Consider the following 20,068-nt stretch of genomic DNA (forward strand, 5'->3'; position numbering starts at 1 on the left):
ACTTCCGATGCCTCGCAGTACCGACAGCAACACCACGCTCTCCCTCACCGCCACCTCGCTGTCGGCGCTCTACCCTGAGTCGCTGTCCGGCGACGAATCGCTCAACGCCCTGGGCAGCCAGACCCTCAACGGCCTCAACGATGGCACTTCCCTCACGCTAACCACGGCCGTCGCCACCCACGTCACCACCACCCTGCACAACGACGCCCTGCTGCGCCCCTTCGATGCGTTGGTCGCCGAAATTCGCCAGCTCCCCGCCGACGCCACCGCCGAGCGTTATCAGCTGGTTTTAAGACCATGGCTCTGGTGGCTGACCCTGGCCAGCAACAACCGGGTGTTCCAGAACCTCGCCACCTCGGACATCGTCACCACGATTTTCAAGGCCCACGGTTTCACCGACTTCAAACTGTCCCTGAGTGGTAGCTACACCCCAAGGGAATACTGCGTTCAATACGGCGAAACCGATTTCGCCTTCGTTTCGCGGCTTTTGGAAGAGGAAGGGATTTTCTGGTTTTTCACCCACGAAGCGGGCAAACACACACTGGTGCTGGGAGACAGCAACGACGCCTTCGTGCAGATCCCCAATGGGCCGACAGTGAGCTACCTCGGCCAGAAAATCGGCGAGCGCGAGCTGCACGGCATTCGTGCCGGGCAGGTGTGCATGCAGGCCGTAGCCGGGGTGTATCGGGCGACGGATTACGCGTTCACCACACCGACCACCTCGTTGTACGGCCAGGCCGAGGCAGTGGCTGGCCCGTTGTCGATGTATGAACATCCGGGCGGTTACAACGTCAAGGCTCGCGGCGATGCCCTGACCAAGCAGCGGGTTGACGGGTTGCGCAGTCAGCAGAAGCGTTTTGTCGGCGAAAGCGATTGCCGCTGGCTGGTGCCGGGGCACTGGTTCACCCTCGCCGGGCATGATGATGCAAGTCTGAATATCGACTGGGTGGTGACGTCCGTGACCCATGAAGCCAGTCACGAGGACTATCGCAATCGCTTCGAGGCGATCCCGAAAGCCACGCCGTATCGACCGGCGCGCATCACCCGCAAACCGCTGATGCACACGCAGACGGCGATGGTGGTGGGCAAGTCCGGGGAAGACATCTGGACCGATGAATACGGGCGGATCAAGTTGCAGTTCCCGTGGGATCGCGACGGCAAGAATGACGAAACCAGCTCCTGCTGGGTACGGGTGGTGTTGCCCTGGAGTGGCAAGGGTTTTGGCATGCAGTTTGTGCCGCGCATCGGCCAGGAAGTGATCGTGACGTTCATTGATGGCGACCCGGATCGGCCGCTGGTCACCGGGTGCGTCTACAACGGCGACAACGCCTTGCCCTATGCGCTGCCGGCGAATCAGACGCAGTCCGGGATCAAGACCCAGTCGTCCAAGGGCGGTGGCGGGTTCAACGAGTTGCGCTTCGAGGACAAGAAAGACGCCGAAGAGGTGTTTGTGCAGGCGCAGAAGGACTTCAAGATCAACGTACTCAATGACACCACCGCCACTGTTGGCCACGACGAGATCCTGACGGTGCAGAACGCCCGCACCCGCACGGTGAAGGAAGGCGATGAAACGGTGACGCTGGAGAAAGGCAAACGCAGCGTGACCATCCAGACCGGCAGCGACAGTCTGGATGTGAAGGACACTCGCACCGTGAAAGTCGGCGCCGATCAGACCCACAGCACCGGCGGCAATTACGAGCACAAGGTCACGGGCAATTACAGCCTGACAGTGGAGGGCAATCTGACGATCAAGGTGTCCGGCACGCTGACCCTGCAAAGCGGTGACAGCTTCACGATCAAGAGCGGCGCCGATCTCGCCGCACAGGCCGGCACCTCCATCACGCAGAAGGCCGGCACGGCACTGACCAATCAGGCCGGTACATCGCTGACCAACAAGGCCGGCACCACCCTGACCAACGATGCCGGGGTCAGCCTGATGAACAAGGGCGGCGCCGAGCAGACCGTGGATGGCGGCGGCATGCTGACCATCAAGGGCGGGCTGGTGAAGGTCAACTGAGGAGATGACGAGGATGGCATCGCGCAATGTGGATGTGGAGCGCGGCGACAGTCGCATGCAGGGGCAACTGGTTGATGAGCAACTGGATGGCCCGCTGCATGTTCAGGAAGCCGGACGGCCCCAGGCGAAGCTCAGTTACAGCCACGGCGAACTGCAAGGCACCAGCCTGATGTACCACCCCAACGGCAAAGTCTCGGCGCAGTTGCCTTATGTGCGCGACAAGTTGCAGGGCGTCGCCAGTTTCTTTGCCCCCGAGGGCTGGTTGCAGCGCAAGGCCACGTACCGGCGCGGACTGCTGCATGGCGAGGCGAACAATTATTTCCCCGACGGGCAACTGGCCGAGGCCGAGTTTTATCGTGACGGGGTGCGTGAGGGGCGTTATCAGCGCTTTCATCCGAACGGTAAGCCGGCAGTCGATGCGCGCTACCTCAATGGACAGTTGGTAGAACCGGAACAGGGATTTGCCAGCGATGGCCGACCACTGGATGCCGACGGCAAACCGATTTCGCGGGTGCGCTGGTGGTATCGGCGTTGGGCTGATCCGGCTCAGGGCTAAGGCATATGAAATTCCCCTGTGGGAGCGAGCTCGCTCCCACAGGGGGGGTGTTTGCACAATTGCACTTTTCAGGGAATAAGCATCTGCATCTGCCCCGGCATCGCGATCTTGATCACTCCGGCCCAGTTGCACATCAGCGTGCTGTTGGCATCCAGCGCCGGCATGCCGCCCAGCAGCACGGTGGGTGCACCGCCGGGGATCCAGGGCGCGGCGGTGGCCGGAATGCACGGCATGGGCGTCAGCACCCCGAGGGCTGCGGCCGTCGCGGCGGCGACCATCGGGTTGGCCATGCTCATGCACACCCCGAACGGCATCACATTCACCAGCGGGATGTGGTCCATGATATTCGCCGCCGGCATGCCTCCTGTCAGCGTGCGGTTCACCGGCAGCACGTTGAGCACGCCGGGCGCAGCGCCGAAGCTGCATTGCAGGGTGGCAGTGGCACAGACTTGCGGACAGCCCATTTGCAATCTCCTTTGCGAATCCTTTCAACACTAGCCTGCGCGCCCGGTTCTTGCACATTCGGAACGCTGATTATCCGGCAACACGCTAACCTATAAGACCGCGTCACCCTTGTGACGCCTGCGGTGCCCCATTAGATTAGCCAATGATGTCTGGCCTCCAAAATAAGCAGAAGGGATAAGCATGGCGCTTACTGACCAGTCCACCGGTGTTCGCAGCGGCGAAGAACTTGATGCCAGCCTGATCGATCCATACCTCAAGGCACACATTGCGGGCCTGAGCGGCCTGCCCACGATCAGCCAGTTTCCGGGCGGTGCGTCGAACCTGACCTACCTGGTGGAATACCCGGAACAGGAATTCGTCCTGCGGCGCCCGCCGTTCGGGCACAAGGCCAAGTCGGCTCACGACATGGGCCGCGAGTTTCGTATTCTCAACCAGCTCAAGGACGGCTTTGCGTACTGCCCCAAGGCCTACGTGCACTGCACCGACGAGTCGGTGATCGGTGCCGAGTTCTATGTCATGGAGCGGGTCAAGGGCATCATCCTGCGCTCCGAACTGCCACCGGAACTGGGCCTGGATGCCACCCGGACCGAGGCGCTGTGCAAGAGCTTCATCGACCGTTTCGTCGAGCTGCACCAGGTCGACTACAAGGCCTGTGGCCTGGCCGATCTGGGCAAGCCCGAAGGCTATGTGGCGCGGCAGATCAAAGGCTGGAGCGATCGCTACGAGAAGGCCCTGACCCCGGACGCGCCGCAGTGGGAAGCGGTCAAGGCCTGGCTCAACGACAAGATGCCCGCCGACCACCCGACCTCCAGCATCGTCCACAACGATTACCGCTTCGACAACGTGATCCTCGACCCGAACAACCCGATGCACATCATCGGCGTGCTCGACTGGGAACTGACCACCCTGGGCGATCCGCTGATGGACCTGGGCAACACCCTCGCCTACTGGATCGAGGCCGGCGACCCGGCGCCGGTGCAACTGATGCGCCGCCAGCCGAGCCATGCGCCGGGCATGCTGACCCGTCGCGAATTCGTCGACTACTACGCTGAACGCGCCGGGCTCCAGATCGACAATTTCGACTTCTACTACGCGTACGGCCTGTTCCGTCTGGCGGGCATCGTGCAGCAGATCTACTACCGCTTCTTCCATGGCCAGACCCAGGACAAACGCTTCGCGCAGTTCATTCACATGAACAAACTGCTGGAGCACATGAGCCTGCAAGTCATCCAGAAATCCAGCCTCTGATCGCAGCGCTGATCGGCACCATCACAAGGAAAAACCATGTCCAAGACTCAGTTGTTCGACCTCGACGGCAAGATCGCTTTCGTCTCCGGCGCCAGCCGTGGCATCGGTGAGGCCATCGCCAAACTGCTGGCCCAGCAAGGCGCGCATGTGATCGTCTCCAGCCGCAAACTCGAAGGCTGCCAACACGTCGCCGACGCGATCATTGCCGCCGGCGGCAAAGCCACAGCGGTGGCCTGCCACATTGGCGAGATGGAGCAGATCACCCAGGTGTTCGCCGGCATCCGCGAACAGTTCGGGCGCCTGGACATTCTGGTCAACAACGCCGCGACCAACCCGCAATTCTGCAACGTGCTGGACACCGACCTCGGCGCCTTCCAGAAAACCGTCGACGTCAACATCCGCGGCTATTTCTTCATGTCGGTGGAAGCCGGCAAGCTGATGCGCGACAACGGTGGCGGCAGCATCATCAACGTGGCGTCGATCAACGGTATTTCGCCGGGGATTTTCCAGGGCATCTACTCGGTGACCAAGGCGGCGGTGATCAACATGACCAAGGTCTTCGCCAAGGAGTGCGCGCAGTTCGGCATTCGCTGCAATGCGTTGCTGCCGGGTTTGACCGACACCAAGTTTGCTTCGGCGCTGGTGAAGAACGATGCGATCCTGAAGACGGCGTTGGCGCAGATTCCCCTCAAGCGCGTGGCCGATCCGAGTGAGATGGCGGGGGCGGTGCTGTACCTGGCGAGCGATGCGTCGAGTTATACGACTGGGGTTTCTCTCAACGTGGATGGCGGCTTCCTGTCCTGATCAACGCTGTCGATCAGTGAGGTGCAATCTCGCTCCCACACTTGTTTTCGCGTCGTGTGCGAGATTTGCGCCTGCAAAGAATATTTATTCCACCAATTGCAATTAGAGAATTTATATTCCATAAATAGCCCTCCTGAAAATAAAAATCCAAAAGGATCCCGGCTATGCGCGAACTCGGTATCGGACTCATCGGCACAGGCTTCATGGGCCGTGCCCACGCCCTGGCGTTTGGTAATGTCAGCGCGGTCTTCGAACTGCCCCTGACCCTCAAGCTCGCCGCCCTGGCTGACGCCGACCCACAGCGCGCCCGGCGTTGCGCCGATGCCTGGGGTTTTGAAACCGCCCACAGTGACTGGCAGCAGTTGATCGACGATCCCAAGGTCAATCTGATCGCCATCACCACCCCCAATCACCTGCACTACCCCATGGCCATGGCCGCCCTCGCCGCTGGCAAACCGGTGTATTGCGAGAAGCCGCTGGCGGTGAACCTTGAACAGGCCAACGCCATGCGCCTGGCCGCCAAAGCGGCCGGTGTGGTGACGCGGGTGGGTTACAACTATCAACACAACCCGATCATCGGCCTGGCCCGTGACCTGATTACCAACGGTGAACTGGGCGAGATCATCAGCTTTCAGGGCGAGTTCAGCGAGGACTTCATGGCCGATGCCGCCTCACCCTGGTCGTGGCGTTGCGACGCCGGGTATGCCGGTGGAGCACTGGCAGATCTGGGCAGTCATCTGCTGGCCATGGCCCGTTATCTGGTGGGCGATGTCGAGGCGGTGTGTGCCGACACCCAGACCGTGCACAGTCAGCGCCCCGCCACTGCCGGCAGCCAGGAACAGCGGCGCATTGTGGTGGATGATCAAGTTCACGCCCTGCTGCGATTCAGCAACGGCGCGCGCGGCACGTTCAGCAGCAGTTGGCTGAAACACGGCTACAAGAACCACCTGAGCTTCGAGATCAGCGGCACCCAAGGCACGCTGCACTTCGATCAGGAGCGCTTGAATGAGCTGCAGCTGTTCCGCGTCGGGCAGGACGGCTTTCAGCGCCTGCTGGCCGGTCCGAACCTGCCGGGTTACGCGGCGTTCAGTCCGGCGCCGGGGCACCAACTGGGTTACAACGAACTCAAGACCCTTGAAGTGCATGACCTGATACAGGCACTGGTCGGGGCCAGCCACGGCGGCACCGACTTCGAACAGGCGTGGCAGGTTGAACGGCTGGCCACGGCCATTCGCCTGGCCGCCAGCGAATCGCGCTGGGTCAGGGTCGAGGACGTCTGAGATTCAGCCGTCCACACAGGCCGGTGTTACTGAGTGACGCAGTGAGTCGTGGTGGTGACTCGCGTCACCTGCCCGTCTGCGCGCATGTCGCCCATCACGTCGGTTTTATCCATGGTCTGGCAGGTACGGACCGGTGGTGGAGGTGCAGCAGGTGGCGGTGGGGGCGGCGGTGGACTGGCGCAGGCACTGAGCATCGCCAGGCAGAAAGCCAGTGACACTGGCGATAAAGCACGTTTCCCAAGACTGTTCATAGGCTGATCCGCGATAAGTGATCGACACATTTCCGCGACCCGAAAACAACCCCGCGCACTCGCGAACCGGCCACAGAAAAACAAACCCTCGCATTGCTTATAGCTCAGCTGTCGGGTGATGCCAGTCAAAGGCCGTATGGCCGGGGGTTTGGGGCTGGACTTCAGATCGCCATCGCGGGCAAGCCCGCTCCCACAGGGAACGGTGTTGTTAGCCAACCCACGATCACTGTGGGAGCGGGCTTGCCCGCGATGGCGTCATGAAATCCAGCATTTCAATCAACTGATTCCCACTCACTGCCCCACACACACCGTCCGACTATTGGTCCTGGTCGTCTCCCCTCCCGCCGCCGCATCCCCCTGCACATCCACACTTTCCGTCGTCTGGCAGTCCTGCATCGCCGGGTCGGCGGTCTTGGCGTCCCATTTGCGGTTCTGCTCGGCCTGCCAGTCGGCGGCCGCTTTCTTGCGCTGGGTGTCGGCCTTCATCATGCAATTGGCGAAGGCGTCAGTGCCTTGGGTATAGCCATAGTTGCCACAGGTCTGACGGTCTGCCGCGGCCTGTTCCTCAGGCGTGGTGCAACCGACGAGCATGGACGCGGCACAAACTCCCAGCAGCACAGGTGCCAGGTAAAAGCGAAAAGGAATGGGCATTGGGTAACCTGCAATCGACCAAAAACGCATGGTGATACGCCGATGAAACACTCTCGCTGCCGGAGAGCCGCCGTATCAAAGGTCCATCGATTGTTTATAGCTTAACCGCAAGAGACGGGATGACTGCTCGTCGCCTCCATCCCGTGCGCTCAAGACGTCTCGGGGCGGTGCAGGGAATTGCTTTCCAGCTCATAACGCAGCTCTTCAATCAACGCCCTCACCGCATCAGGCGTGCGCAGGCTGGCGATGCTCAAGCCACTGACCACCAGGTCCACCTGCCCGGTTTCGCGGTGATAGAGCTTCACGGTCAGCGAACTGTCACCGGTCAGGCTGCACTCGCAGGCCAGGGGCGAAAAGCTGTGTTCCAACTGCACGCGCAACTGCGCCAGATAGATCATCGCACTCAACCCTGACGACGGTGCAATAACAGCCCGGCCACCAGACCCAGGCCCGCGACAATGGCCAGCGTGGTCAAGGGACGATCCTTGACGAAGCCGGCAGCGTCATCCAGCGCTTCACCATAATGCTGCTGCAATCGCCCGGCAGCCTGACGGGCGTTGCCTTCCAGTTGCATGTGTTGATCACCGGTGAGTTCGCCCAGCATGTTCTGAGCCTTGCCGGCCACTTCTTCAACTGCACCTTTGACGTGTTCGCGACTCATGAGGCTGTTCCTTTAGCTGATTCGACAGGGACGCGCTGCACATCCGCAGACTGGCAGCGCACCCTTGCAGACTAAGATCCGAACCCCTCGCGCAACACATGAATTTGCACTGACCGGATTAGTGCATTTGCACCCTCAGCGCTGCCCCTTGGTGCGCCATTCGCCGGAGAACAATCCGCGCTCCCGCGCCCAGACAATCGCCTCACTGCGACTGTGCACGTCGAGCTTGGAATAGACCGTCGCCACGTGGTTGCGCACGGTGTTGGGTGCCAGTTTCAGGCGCGCGGCGATTTCCTTGTCGGCCAGGCCTTCGCAGATCAGGCTCAGCACATCGCGTTCCCGGGCCGTGAGGTCGGTGAACGACACACTGGGCAGTTGCGGCGAATTGACGTTTTTCACGTTGGCGAGTTTTTCGATCAGGGTGCGGCTGAACCAGGAGGCGTCTTTCATCACCTCTTCGATGGCGGCCACCAGCTCCAGCTCCGTGCGTTTGCGCTCGGTGATGTCCATCAACACCAACAGATAACAAGGGCCGTTCTGGATGTTCACGGTGTCTGCCGAGACGGCGCAGTCAATTTGCTCGCTGCCTTTCTTGCGCACGCCGACATCGACCCGGTCCACCCGGCCCGCTTTCTCCAGCGCGGCAAACAATCGGCTGCGTGCGCCGGCGTCGCTGATGAAATCGATCTGCGCCACGGTCTTGCCGATGACTTCTTCGCTGGGGTACGCCAGGGTGTCGAGAAAGGCCTGATTGACGTCGAGTACCGTCTGGTCTTCGGCAGCGCACACCAGGATCGGCACCGGCGTCAGGCGAAACGCCTTGGCAAAGCGCTCCTCGCTCTGGCGCAGGGCGACTTCGGCCTTGTGTCGCGGTTCCATGTCGACGAAGGAGAACAGCATGCAGTCCTCTTCGTTGAACTCCAGTGGCTGGCCGGCGACGATCACCTGCTTGCTGCCGCCGCCGGGCAGTTTCAGCTCGGCCTGCATCTGCGGGATGGTGGCGTGTTCACGCAAGCGCTCGATGGCCAGGTCCTTCTTCTCGGCGCCTTCGAGAATATCCAGCTCGTAGGTCGAAGCGCCGATCACCTGGTCGCGGGCGTAGCCGGTCATTTCCAGAAATCCGGCATTGACCTTGATATAGCGCAAATCGCTGAGACGGCAGATCACCGCCGGTGCCGGGTTGGCATTGAAGGTCTTTTCGAAGCGCTCTTCGGCGCTGGCCCACTCGGTGACGTCGTTCATGATCAGCACCAGCGATTCGGGTTCGCCAGCGCGATCAGTCAGGACCATGCTGCGTACGCTATGGACCCACAGGCGCTGTTCGTCGTCAGTGGGGGTCACTTCCACCAACACGTCGCTGAAGGCCTCGCCACGGGCGACGCGCTTGATCGGGTAATTGTCAGTCGGCACCGGGTGATTGTTGCGGTAGCGCAGGGCGAAACGCGTGGCGTATTCCCTGGCATTGGCACCCAGTTCGGCGAGGTGACTGACACCGTGCATGCTCAGCGCGGCGTCGTTGGCCCAGATCAGGGTCTGGTCGAGTTCCAGCACAATCACCCCGTCGGACAAACCGGCGATGATCTGTTGTAGCTGACGGCGATTGGTTTCGGTGGTCAGGACGTCCTGGCTCATTGGGTCTCCACAAATACGACGGCGCCTGAACACGGCACGCTGTGAAGATTACGACCGCAAGGCTCAGCAATCGTGCAACCGGAGCACCTTGGCCTCTATTGTTCACACAACCCCTGTGGGAGCTGGCTTGCCTGCTCCACAGGGGCCGTGTTAACCCAGGCCATCCTGCACGACCAGCTCGCGCAGCGTATCGAGAAACAACTTCAGCACCGGCGAGGCATCGTCAGCGCGATACGTGGCGTAAAGCGGCACCTGCGGCAGCGCCGGGGTCAGGCGACGGAACACCACGCCCGGCGGCGCCATCTGTTCTATCGAGGCTGGCAACAGCGACACGCCAAAACCGGCACGTACCAGGCTGAGCAAGGTCTGCACCTCAATCACCTGCTGGCGAATCTGCGGGACGAACCCGGCCTTGATGCAACACTGATAGAGGAAATCGGCAAAGCGCGATTGCTTGAGTTCCAGCGCCACAAACGGTTCCTGCGCCAGGTCCGCCGGGGCCAGAGGCTCGCGTTTCGCCAGTGGGTGATCCGCCGGCATCACCACCCGGATCGGCTCGTGGATCAGCAGTTCATTGCGCAACTGCGGGTCATCGCAGCCGACCCGAAACACGCAGGCGTCGATGCGTTTCTCTTTCAGCGCCTGGATCTGCGCCGCCGGGGTCATCTCGTGCAGTCGCCAGTTGACTTGCGGATAGCGCTCGCGAAACAGGTGCAAGGCCCGTGGCAGCACGCCGACCATCACCGAACTGATCATGCCGATTTCCAGCTCACCCAACTGGCCGCGACCGGTCTGACGGGTCAGGTCCAGCGCCCGGTTCAACTGCTCGAACACCAGCGGTGCCTGCTCCTTGAGCATCTGCCCCGCCGCCGTCAGTTCCACTCGATGATGACTGCGTTCGAACAACGGCGTGCCCAGTTCCTCTTCCAGCAGGCGAATCTGCTGGCTCAGCGGTGGTTGGCAAATGTGCAGGCGCGTGGCGGCGCGACCAAAGTGCAGCTCTTCGGCAAGCGCCATGAAGTAACGCAGCAATCGCAGGTCCATGACGGCTTACCCCAGGCTCAATGGTGTCGAGCGCTGGCGCACGCCCGTCAGGCTGAACAAGGCATTGGCAATCGCTGGCGCCACCGACGGGCTACCCAGTTCACCAACGCCACCGGGTTTGCCGGGCTCGCCGTCCAGTATCAGGATGTCGGTGGCAGGCATGTCCGACATGCGCGTCACGCGGTAGTCGTGAAAATTGCTCTGCAGCACCCGGCCCTGCTTGATGTCCAGGCGATCAAACAAGGCATGGCCCAGGCCCCACATCAGGCCGCCGTAGATTTGCTCTTCAACGCCGGTGGGCGACACCGCCAGGCCACAATCGACCACGCAGGTGAGCTTCTCGACGCGGGTCACGCCATCCTTATTCGAGAGCCGGGCAACCACCGCGATGAAGCTGGTATAACCCTGATTAGTGGCGATGCCCAGTCCCGTGCCTTCGGGCAACGGCTGGCCCCAACCGGCGCGCTCGGCAGCGCTTTTGAGCACCGCCACATGCCGGGGCCGGTCGCGCATGTTGGCCAGGCGAAAAGCCAGTGGATCCTGCCCGGCAGCGTGAGCCAGTTCGTCCATGAAACTCTCCACGGCGAACACGTTGGGGATGAAACTGACCGAGCGATACCAGCCACTGGGTACGTCGCTTTCGTGGCGGATCCAGGCCAGATCGAGGTGCGGTGGACGATAGGCGAAGTCCCACGCGGTGATGGCCTCGGTGGTGCTGTAGTCCATGTTGTCGGGGCGTTCGAAGTAGCCTGGCTCCCACTGTTCCGGCGAGGCTGGCGACACCGCATTGAGTTGCAGCGCGCTCAGTTGCCCGTGAGCGTCCAGCGCACCTTTGGCCCGGTGCAAGGTCGCCGGGTGCATGAACAGTGCGCGCATTTCGTCTTCGCGGCTGTTCATCAATTTCACCGGCACCCCGGCCTGTTGCGCCAGGTACGCCACTTCGAACAACCAGTATTTGGACTCCCGCGCGCCGAAGCTGCCGCCGGACACCCGTTCATTGATGGTGACTTTGTCCTTGGCGATCTTGCACACCGTTTCAGCCGCCTCCAGCGCCGCCGATGGCACCTGCACGCCGCCCCAGTAGGTGATGGCGTTGTCCTTCACATGGGCGGTGATGCAGATCGGTTCCAGCGGGTTCTGCACCTTGTATGGCATGCGGTAATCGGCTTCGAGCAGCTTGGCGGCACCCGGCCATTGGGCGCTGACATCTCCTGCGGCCATGGCGGACACCCGTTGCGCGCCGGGGTCATCGATGGCGGCCGCTTGCAGCTTCGCCAGTTCATCGCTGTCAAAACCGGCCAGCGGCGACTCGCTCCATTGCACGTTGAGCAACGCCCGGCCCTGATGCGCCGCCCAGTAGTTGTCGGCCAGCACCGCAACGCCTTCTTGATTGCCGCCCAGCACATCCGGTCGGCCGGGAATCGCGATCACCTGGCGCACGCCTGGCACTTGCAGCGCGGCCTTCGAATCCACCGCAACGACCCTGGCCCCGACCACTGGCGGACGCTGAACCACGGCCACCAGCATCTGCGGCAAGTCTACGTCGATGCTGTACTTGAAACGCCCGCAGACCTTGGCCGCCGCATCACGCTTGTGCCGCAGCTTGCCGATGTATTTGAACTGCGCCGGGTCTTTCAACGTGACCTTGGCCGGCGCCGGCAGTTGCGCGGCTACGCTCACCAGTTCGCCGTAACCGAGGCTGCGTTTGCTCTCGCGGTGCAGCACTCGACTGTCTTCGGTGGTGCAGCTGTCGGGGCTGACTTTCCACCGCTGGGCCGCCGCCGCGATCAACAACGCCCGCGCCGTGGCCCCGGCCATGCGCAGCCGGTCGTACTCCAGGGAAACGCTGGTGCTGCCCCCCGTGGAAAACACTTTCCAGATTGGGTGGATATAGGCTTCGAAGAACGGGTTTTCCGGCGTGATTACCTGCACGGTCATCGGGTTGACGTCCAGCTCCTCAGCCACGCAAGCGGCCAATGCGGTCTGGGTGCCGGTGCCGGAGTCGTGCTTGTGCACCACCAGTTTCACCGTGCCGTCGGGCAACACGCGAACCCAGGCATTGGGTTCGAATTCGGCCGCAGATGAAGGGGTTGCAGGAGTTGCCGCCATGCCCGAGGGCAGATGAAAAGCAATCGCCAGCCCCGCTGTCACGGTGGCGGTCTGCTTGAGGAAGACGCGGCGCGAAAGATCCATTCTCAGGCCTCCTTCGGCGCAGATGCCGCCCGCTTGATGGCTTTGTTGATGCGCCCGTAGGTGCCACAGCGACAGAGATTGCCGGACATCGCATTGCGGATCGAATCGTCATTGACCACCGCGCCGGTATTGAGCAGCGCGGCGGCAGACATGATCTGCCCGGATTGACAGTAACCGCATTGCGGCACATCTTCGGCAATCCAGGCCAGTTGCAACGGGTGCTGTTCGGTGGGCGAAAGGCCTTCGATGGTGGTGATGGCGTGCCCCGCCACGGCGGCCACCGGCAACTGGCAGGAACGCACCGCGACGCCGTCCAGATGCACCGTACACGCGCCGCACAGGCCCATGCCGCAGCCGAACTTGGTGCCGGTGAGTTTCAAGTGATCACGCAACACCCATAACAAGGGCATGGAGGGCGATGCCTCGTCCAGCTCTCGTCGTTCGCCGTTTACCGTGAATTCGATCATTGTCAGGCTCCAAAAGAGCGGCCCGTCTTTGTGCGGGCCTGGTGACCGATTATTGAAAGGCTCGGCAACCATCAGCCAGCGACGATTTCTGCCAACCGGTGTAAGCAGGACTAACAGCATGTACAAGCGATACCCGTCAGTGCAGTCGATGAACGCCTTCATCCAGGCCGCCCGCAGCGGCAGTTTTTCCAGCGCAGCGCGCAAACTGGACCTGACCCACAGCGCCATCAGCCAGCAGATCCGCGCCCTGGAGGACTTCATCGGTCAGCCGCTGTTCGTGCGCGAAGGTGGCGGCAGCAACCTGACCGACGCCGGGCAATTGTTCGCCAGCGTACTGTCCGACGGCCTGGCGCAGATCGACCGGGCGCTGTCCTCGGTGCAAAACCGCAGCGTGGCGCGACGGCTGACCATCGATGTCGACAGTGAACTGGCGCAGAGCTGGCTCAATCCTCGCTTGCCGCAATTGCTGGAGGCGCTTCCTGAACATGAGGTGGTGCTGCTGTCGATGCCGCGTTCGGATCGCAGTTCGTTTGAACGGGTGGACCTGGCGTTGCGCTACGGCTATGGCGATTGGGACGACGGCGAGATGACGCAGATTTGTGCCGATCGCGTGCTGGCGGTGGCCTCCCCGGCGCTGCTTGAACGGCATGGTTTGCAACTGCCGATCAGCCCGGCGCAGGTGCTGCAAATGCCGTTGCTGGGGTATACGCGCAGGTCGTGGATTGCGTGGCTGGAGGCGGCGGGAATGGCGGCGGTTGAACCGGCGGCGCGGGTGGTGTTTGATAACGCGGCGAACCTGATTGCAGCCGCCGAAGCCGGCGTTGGCGCGGGACTGGTGCGCGGGTTGCTGGCAGCGGATGCGTTGCGTTCAGGCCGTTTGGTGGCGCTGAACGAAACGCAGATTACGGCGCATTACAACCTGTATGCGGTGTGGCCACCAGGACATGGAGAGCGAGTGGCGCCGATGGTTGAGGTGATCAAAAAATTGGCATTGCGTACACAACACTGACGCCATCGCGAGCAAGCTCGCTCCCACAGTTGATCACGGTCCCCTGTGGGAGCGAGCTTGCTCGCGATGGCGTCGGCACATTCACACCCCAAAGTTGCGCCTGACTCAAGCCCATATCGAACAGGTATCAACCCCTCGCCCAATTAATATTGTACGAACCCCGCCCCCCCTTCCAATACTTCCCCCCAGGCAGCCAGCGTTCCGAGCCGGATCCGACCAGGCGAGGGAATGCGCATGTCATTGCGCATAGAAATGGCCGATTGCCCGGACGTGGCTGCTTGTGAACCGCACGGTTCTCTTCCCCGCTATCAGGAGATCGACTTCAATGATCATCGATATCAGTTGCTATCCCACCGACCTGGTGGACCTCGCCTGGAGGCATGACGGTGACCCGTTCACCGGCGAGCGTCTGCTGGAGATGATGGATGGCCCCTATATGGTCAACGGCAAACCTCGGCGCATCGACAAAGCCTTCATCCAGCCGCCGCAAGGCAACACCATCTACACCTGGACCGACGGCGACCTCAGTGGTCGCGAGTCCATCGACGCCTACATGGCCTACACCCTGAAGATGGTCCAGACCTACCCGGACCGCTTTATCGGCTGCTTCGTCTACAACCCGCGCTGCGGTGTGGAAAACGGCGTCGAGGCGATCGAGCGCTACGTCACGCAACACGGTTTCAAGATGGTGCAAATGCAGGCCAACATGCATGCGTACCGCCCTGACCGCGCCCTGGACTGGGTGCGCCCGTGCTTCGAGAAATGCGCCGAACTGGGCATCCCGGTCAAGCTGCACACCGGCGACGGGCCCTACAGCATCCCGTCGGAATGGGTGCCGATGATCAAGGAATTCCCCAACGTCGATTTCATCATGGCCCACTTCGGGGTGCAGACCGGCGGCGTCTACGTGTTCGAACCGATGCAATGGGCGATGGAGTTGCCCAACGTCTACTGCGAGTCGGGCTGGTGCCTGCAATCGCGGATCGTCGAGTTCGCCAAGGTGTTGCCGACGCACAAGATCCTGTTCGGCACCGACACCCCGCCGAACGAGCCGGGCATGTGGTTGCGCCTGCTGGAAGTGCTCTGCCACGAGCCGCCTCAGGGCCTGAACCTCGACGAGGACACCCTCGAAGAGTACCTGGGCAACAACACCGCGCGGATGATCGGCCTCGAACCGACCCCGCCGCCACGCACCGTCAGCGAAGCACAGGCGCAACTCAAACGCCCCGTCACCACGCAACTGGCCAGGAGCTGAACCGATGATTATCGACACCCATCTGCACCCCACCAACCTGGTCGACGAGGCCTGGCGCCATACCGGCGAACCGTTCACCGGCGAGCGCATGCTCAAGCTGATGGACGGGCCGTACATGATCAACGGCAAGCCACGGCGCATCGACATGGGCTTCATCCAGCCGCCACCGGGCAACACCGGTTATCGCGACGGCAACCGCCGGGGCCGCGAGGGCGTGCGTGACTACATGTCGTATGTCGCCGAACTCTGCGTGAAATACCCGGATCGCTTCATCGGCAACTTCAACTTCAACCCGCGCTGGGGACCGGAAAACGGTGCCGCAGAGCTGGAATTCCACATCAAGGAATACGGCTTCAAGATGCTCAAGCTGCACGCCAATATGCACGGCTACCGCCCGGACCGGGCGCTGGACTGGCTGCGCCCGGCGATGAAAGTCTGCGCCAAGTACAACATCGTGGTGCTGATCCACACCGGCGACGGGCCGTACACCATTCCGACGATGTTCTACCCGATCATCCGCGAGTTCCCGATGGTCAACTTTGTCATCGGTCACTTCGGCATCCAGACCGGGGGCAACTACTCGTTCGAGGCATTCTGGATGGCGATGGACACGCCGAACGTGTACTGCGAATCCGGCTGGTGCTTCCAGTCGCGGATCGTCGAATTCGCCAAGGATCTGCCACGCAACAAGATCGTGTTTGGCACCGACTCGCCACCGAACGAACCGGGAATGTGGCTGCGCGAACTGGAAGTGCTTTGTTCGCCGGCACCGCAAGGACTGGGCATCGACGAGGACCACCTTGAGGACTACCTGGGCAACAACATCGCCCGGCTGTGCGGCATCGAACCGACACCGCCGCCCAAGGACCTGGTAGAGGCAGACATTCGCCTGACCACGACTTACCTCTAGGCCTCAAGGCACTCACAGGGGGTTGTGGTGAAAACAATTGTCAGTGAACACCGCAGATCCAATGTGGGACCGAGCTTGCTCGGGATGAGGGCGTCACATTCAGCATTGATGTCGACTGATCCATCGCCATCGCGAGCAAGCTCGCTCCCACAGGGATTCGTGGTGCGAACAATTGTCACTGAATACCCCAGATCAACTGTGGGAGCGAGCCTGCTCGCGAAGGGGTCGGCACATTCAACATCGTTGCCGACTGACACACCGCTTTCGCGAGCAGGCTCGCTCCCACAGGAGTTTTGCTCGTCCTCAGCACTGCTTTTCACGAGGTGAAACCATGCCCCTCTCTACGCTCGGCGATACCCAGGATTTCCACGATTTCATCGACGCCTATCGCCGGCAATACCCGGACGATGTGCTGACGATTCACGAAAAAATTTCCGCCGACCAGGACGTCACCGCCCTGGTCGATGCCTTGGCCACCCAAGGTCGCGACCCGCTGCTGATCTGCGAAAACGTCGGTCAGCTCGGTGTGCCGGTGGCGACCAATCTGTTCGCTTCACGAACCCGCATCGCTCGGATCTTCGGCGTCACCCCGGCGCAACTGCACGAAACTTTCCAGGCCCGGGCCAACGCGCCGATCCCACCGAGATACGTCGAAACCGGCCCGGTGCTGGACGAAATTTTCGAAGGCGAAGCCGTGGACCTGGCGCTGCTGCCGATGCTCAAGCACTTCGACAGCGACCGTGGGCCGTACATCACCAACGCAATCATCATCGCCGAAGACCCGCTCACCGGCATTGCCAACATGAGCTACCACCGCTCGATGCGCCATGCCCGGCAGACCCTCGCCACCAGCCTGCATTCACGCGGCCACCTGTGGCGCATGCTGCAAACCGCTCGTGAGCGTGGCGAAGAATTACGCGTGGCGATGGTAGTTGGCGCGCACCCGCTGTTCATGCTCGCCGCCGCTGCGCGTCTACCCTTCGGCAGTGACGAACGCGCGGTAGCCGGAGGCCTGTTTGGCGCGCCGCTGGAGCTGGTAAAAACCCCGCGCTACGGCATCGGCGTGCCGGCCTGCGCGGAGTTCGTGCTGGAAGGCGCCATCGACCCGGCAGCCTACGCCGAAGAAGGCCCGTTCGGCGAATTCAGCGGCTACTCATCGGACCGTTCGACCAACAACGTGCTGCGCATCGACACGCTGATTCGACGCAAGGATGCCTGGCTGGTGGACGTGGTCGGAGGCCGCTACGCCGAACACCTGACTCTGGCGCGGCTGCCACGGGAAGCGGAAATGAGCGAAAAACTCAAGGCGCGTTTCCCCGCGGTCACCGCCGTGCATTACCCCAATTCCGGTACACACTTTCATTGCTACGTGGCGCTGGACCAAAGCCGCGACGGCGAGGCACGGCAGATCATGCTCGCGCTGCTCGGCTGGGATCCGTACCTGAAAACCGTGATCGCGGTGGACAGTGACATCGACATCACCGATGACAGTCAGGTGCTATGGGCGCTGGCCACGCACTTCCAGCCGCATCAGGATATTTTCGTCATCGACGGCTTGCCCGGCAGTCCACTGGATCCGTCGTCTTCGGTCAATGGCACCACCTCGCGCATGGGCCTGGATGCCACGCGCGGCTCGGGTTTTGACGGGATCAAGGCGCAACTGGATCAGGACGCTCTGGAACGGGCACGCAACCTGCTCAAGGGCTATCCGTCATGAACCGCCAGCGCATGGTGGTCGGCATCAGCGGCGCGTCCGGCTTTGTCTATGGCGTGCGCCTGCTGCAATTGCTCGCCGAGTTGGACATCGAAAGCCACCTGATCATCAGCCGCGCGGCGCTGCTGACCATGGCCCATGAGACCGACTACAAACTCACCGACGTCACCGCGCTGGCCAGCCATTATCACCGCGCCGACGACGTTGCCGCCGGCATCGCCAGCGGCTCGTTCCGCCGCCTGGGCATGGTGGTCGCGCCCTGTTCCATGCGCACCCTGGCCGAGATCGCCACCGGCACGTCTTCGGGGCTGATCGGCCGCGCCGCCGACGTCACCCTCAAGGAGCGCCGCACACTGGTGCTGATGGCCCGGGAAACGCCGTTGACCCTCGCCCATCTGCGCAACATGACCGCCGTCACCGAGATGGGCGGGATCATCGCCCCGCCCGTTCCGGCGTTTTACGCCCGCCCGCAAAGCCTGTCGCAGATGGTCGATCACAGCCTCGGCCGTGTCCTCGACCTGTTCGGCCTCGACGCCGGGACTGCGTTGCGTTGGGGTGAGCCCTGATGCCATTGACTCAAACGAAAAACCTGAGGGAGCGAGCTTGCTCGCGATAGGGCCGTCACATTCAACACTCCCATTGGCTGCCCCTCCGCCATCGCGAGCAACCTCGCTCCCACATTGATAGCACTCCGACAAAAAACGCAGGAAAGGAGCATCAAATGAACAGCCCATTCAACGCACCAACCCCCAACCGCAAAATCCCGGTCACTATCCTCACCGGCTTCCTCGGCGCCGGTAAAACCACCCTGCTCAACTACATCCTCAAGGAAAACCACGGGCGCAAAATCGCCGTGATCGAAAACGAATTCGGCGAAGTCGGCATCGACGGCGATTTGGTACTCAGCTCCGAAACCGAAGAAATCTACGAGATGGTCAACGGCTGCGTGTGCTGCACCGCCGAAGTTCGCGAGGACCTGGTGCGCATCGTCCGCGAGCTGGTGGCGCGGCCTGTGCGGCTGGACCACATCCTGATCGAAACCAGCGGCCTGGCCGACCCGTACCCGGTGGCGCAGAGCTTTTTCATCAACGACCCGATTGCCGATGAAGTGGAGCTGGATGCAATCGTGACCATGGTCGACGCCAAACACATCGCCCAGCACCTGGAAGACCTGCAACTCGACGGCGTGGACAACCAGGCGGTGGACCAGATCGTCTGTGCCGACCGCATCGTCATCAACAAGGTCGATCTGGTCAGCGCCGCTGACGTCGCCGCGTTGAGCGAGAAGATTCGCGGTTTGAATGCGACCGCGGATTTGGTGACCTCCAGTTATGCCGAGATCGACCTGTCGAAAATCCTCGGCATCGGCGCGTTTGAATCGACGCACAAGCTGATGGAAATCGGTTCGGAGCATGACCACCACGCAGAAGAACATCATCACGACGAACCGGACCATGAGCACGACCCTAGCGTTTCATCGGTCGGCATTGCCGTGGATGGCGCCGTGAACCTGGGCGCGTTCCACCGCTGGATCAGCGAACTGCGCACCGAGCAGGCCGACAACCTGTACCGCATGAAAGGCGTGCTGTCGGTGGCCAATCAGGACCAGCGCTACGTCTTGCAAGGCGTACACAGCCTGGTCGAGTTCCGCGCCTCCACGGCATGGGGCGCCGAACCGCGCACCAGCAAGATCGTGTTCATCGGCCGCGACCTGGACCGCGCCGCATTGAACCAGGGCTTCGCCGCCTGCCTGGCAGGCTGACAACCGCATCGGAGCCGGTGGATGGCGGTTCCGGGCACGTAGAACGAATAGCTGATGCGAATGCAGAACCCGTGGGAGCGGGCTTGCCGGCCCTTCACCGTTTGGCATCAGAACGAATACCCCTCTCTACCGCATAAAAACAGCAAGAG

General features: G+C 61.9%; 20 protein-coding genes. 11 read left to right on the forward strand and 9 right to left on the reverse strand.

Going from position 1 to position 20,068, the window contains the following annotated elements; all coding sequences use genetic code 11:
* Nucleotides 1–7 precede the first annotated feature (7 nt).
* Together POF45_RS04360 and POF45_RS04365 are read left to right on the forward strand one after the other, a co-directional pair.
* Entirely contained in the window at nt 8–2,017 is a 2,010-nt protein-coding gene (locus tag POF45_RS04360) for a type VI secretion system Vgr family protein (protein WP_282315177.1), read from the forward strand.
* A gap of 13 nt (nt 2,018–2,030) precedes the next feature.
* Entirely contained in the window at nt 2,031–2,573 is a 543-nt protein-coding gene (locus POF45_RS04365; RefSeq protein WP_282315178.1) for a toxin-antitoxin system YwqK family antitoxin, read from the forward strand.
* Nucleotides 2,574–2,641: 68 nt separating this feature from the next.
* Here POF45_RS04365 and POF45_RS04370 read toward each other — a convergent pair whose 3' ends face one another.
* Nucleotides 2,642–3,037, reverse strand: coding sequence for a DUF4280 domain-containing protein (locus tag POF45_RS04370; RefSeq protein WP_259494726.1), 396 nt, complete (start codon nt 3,035–3,037; stop codon nt 2,642–2,644).
* Between the two features lie 181 nt (nt 3,038–3,218).
* Between POF45_RS04370 and POF45_RS04375 the strand changes: the two genes are divergently transcribed.
* The 3 genes from POF45_RS04375 to POF45_RS04385 all read left to right on the forward strand — a co-directional run bounded on the left by POF45_RS04375 (nt 3,219) and on the right by POF45_RS04385 (nt 6,370).
* Nucleotides 3,219–4,286, forward strand: coding sequence for a phosphotransferase family protein (locus POF45_RS04375; RefSeq protein ID WP_259494728.1), 1,068 nt, complete (start codon nt 3,219–3,221; stop codon nt 4,284–4,286).
* A gap of 36 nt (nt 4,287–4,322) precedes the next feature.
* Complete coding sequence (locus POF45_RS04380) at nt 4,323–5,090, forward strand: SDR family oxidoreductase (RefSeq protein WP_282315179.1); 768 nt, start codon at nt 4,323–4,325, stop codon at nt 5,088–5,090.
* A 164-nt stretch (nt 5,091–5,254) separates the two neighbouring features.
* Nucleotides 5,255–6,370 (forward strand): Gfo/Idh/MocA family protein, encoded by a 1,116-nt coding sequence (locus POF45_RS04385; protein ID WP_282315180.1) that lies wholly within the window; start codon nt 5,255–5,257, stop codon nt 6,368–6,370.
* Nucleotides 6,371–6,396: 26 nt separating this feature from the next.
* Here the strand turns inward: POF45_RS04385 and POF45_RS04390 are convergent, their stop codons facing one another.
* The 8 genes from POF45_RS04390 to POF45_RS04425 all read right to left on the reverse strand — a co-directional run bounded on the left by POF45_RS04390 (nt 6,397) and on the right by POF45_RS04425 (nt 13,269).
* Nucleotides 6,397–6,621 (reverse strand): hypothetical protein, encoded by a 225-nt coding sequence (locus tag POF45_RS04390; protein ID WP_259494732.1) that lies wholly within the window; start codon nt 6,619–6,621, stop codon nt 6,397–6,399.
* A gap of 291 nt (nt 6,622–6,912) precedes the next feature.
* Nucleotides 6,913–7,272 carry a hypothetical protein gene (locus POF45_RS04395; RefSeq protein ID WP_259494733.1) on the reverse strand — a complete coding sequence of 120 codons (360 nt, stop codon included), beginning with the start codon at nt 7,270–7,272 and terminating at the stop codon, nt 6,913–6,915.
* A 149-nt stretch (nt 7,273–7,421) separates the two neighbouring features.
* Nucleotides 7,422–7,670 (reverse strand): DUF1652 domain-containing protein, encoded by a 249-nt coding sequence (locus POF45_RS04400; RefSeq protein ID WP_259494734.1) that lies wholly within the window; start codon nt 7,668–7,670, stop codon nt 7,422–7,424.
* Between the two features lie 5 nt (nt 7,671–7,675).
* Complete coding sequence (locus tag POF45_RS04405) at nt 7,676–7,933, reverse strand: CsbD family protein (protein WP_259494735.1); 258 nt, start codon at nt 7,931–7,933, stop codon at nt 7,676–7,678.
* 135 nt (nt 7,934–8,068) lie between these two features.
* On the reverse strand, nt 8,069–9,565 hold the full coding sequence (locus POF45_RS04410) for a helix-turn-helix transcriptional regulator (RefSeq protein WP_259494736.1): 1,497 nt from the start codon (nt 9,563–9,565) through the stop codon (nt 8,069–8,071).
* Nucleotides 9,566–9,715: 150 nt separating this feature from the next.
* Entirely contained in the window at nt 9,716–10,609 is an 894-nt protein-coding gene (locus POF45_RS04415) for a LysR family transcriptional regulator (RefSeq protein ID WP_282315181.1), read from the reverse strand.
* A gap of 6 nt (nt 10,610–10,615) precedes the next feature.
* Nucleotides 10,616–12,802, reverse strand: a complete 2,187-nt coding sequence (locus tag POF45_RS04420) for a xanthine dehydrogenase family protein molybdopterin-binding subunit (RefSeq protein WP_282315182.1) — start codon at nt 12,800–12,802, stop codon at nt 10,616–10,618.
* A gap of 2 nt (nt 12,803–12,804) precedes the next feature.
* Complete coding sequence (locus POF45_RS04425) at nt 12,805–13,269, reverse strand: (2Fe-2S)-binding protein (protein ID WP_259494739.1); 465 nt, start codon at nt 13,267–13,269, stop codon at nt 12,805–12,807.
* Between the two features lie 118 nt (nt 13,270–13,387).
* Here POF45_RS04425 and POF45_RS04430 point away from each other — a divergent pair, with 118 nt between their 5' ends.
* The 6 genes from POF45_RS04430 (at nt 13,388) to POF45_RS04455 (ending at nt 19,919) form a co-directional block, all read left to right on the forward strand.
* Complete coding sequence (locus tag POF45_RS04430) at nt 13,388–14,278, forward strand: LysR substrate-binding domain-containing protein (RefSeq protein ID WP_282315183.1); 891 nt, start codon at nt 13,388–13,390, stop codon at nt 14,276–14,278.
* Between the two features lie 325 nt (nt 14,279–14,603).
* Nucleotides 14,604–15,533 (forward strand): amidohydrolase family protein, encoded by a 930-nt coding sequence (locus POF45_RS04435; RefSeq protein ID WP_259494741.1) that lies wholly within the window; start codon nt 14,604–14,606, stop codon nt 15,531–15,533.
* Nucleotides 15,534–15,537: 4 nt separating this feature from the next.
* The gene (locus POF45_RS04440) at nt 15,538–16,443 is read left to right on the forward strand and encodes an amidohydrolase family protein (RefSeq protein WP_259494742.1); all 906 of its coding nucleotides are present in this window, start codon (nt 15,538–15,540) and stop codon (nt 16,441–16,443) included.
* Between the two features lie 331 nt (nt 16,444–16,774).
* Nucleotides 16,775–18,160, forward strand: a complete 1,386-nt coding sequence (locus tag POF45_RS04445; protein WP_259494743.1) for a UbiD family decarboxylase — start codon at nt 16,775–16,777, stop codon at nt 18,158–18,160.
* Nucleotides 18,157–18,723 (forward strand): UbiX family flavin prenyltransferase, encoded by a 567-nt coding sequence (locus tag POF45_RS04450; protein ID WP_282315184.1) that lies wholly within the window; start codon nt 18,157–18,159, stop codon nt 18,721–18,723. The genes POF45_RS04445 and POF45_RS04450 overlap by 4 nt, the downstream gene beginning before the upstream one ends.
* 155 nt (nt 18,724–18,878) lie before the next feature.
* Nucleotides 18,879–19,919 carry a CobW family GTP-binding protein gene (locus POF45_RS04455; protein WP_259494745.1) on the forward strand — a complete coding sequence of 347 codons (1,041 nt, stop codon included), beginning with the start codon at nt 18,879–18,881 and terminating at the stop codon, nt 19,917–19,919.
* The last annotated feature ends 149 nt before the right edge of the window (nt 19,920–20,068 follow it).

This window comes from Pseudomonas fungipugnans (genome assembly GCF_029955235.1).
Lineage (GTDB): Bacteria > Pseudomonadota > Gammaproteobacteria > Pseudomonadales > Pseudomonadaceae > Aquipseudomonas > Aquipseudomonas fungipugnans.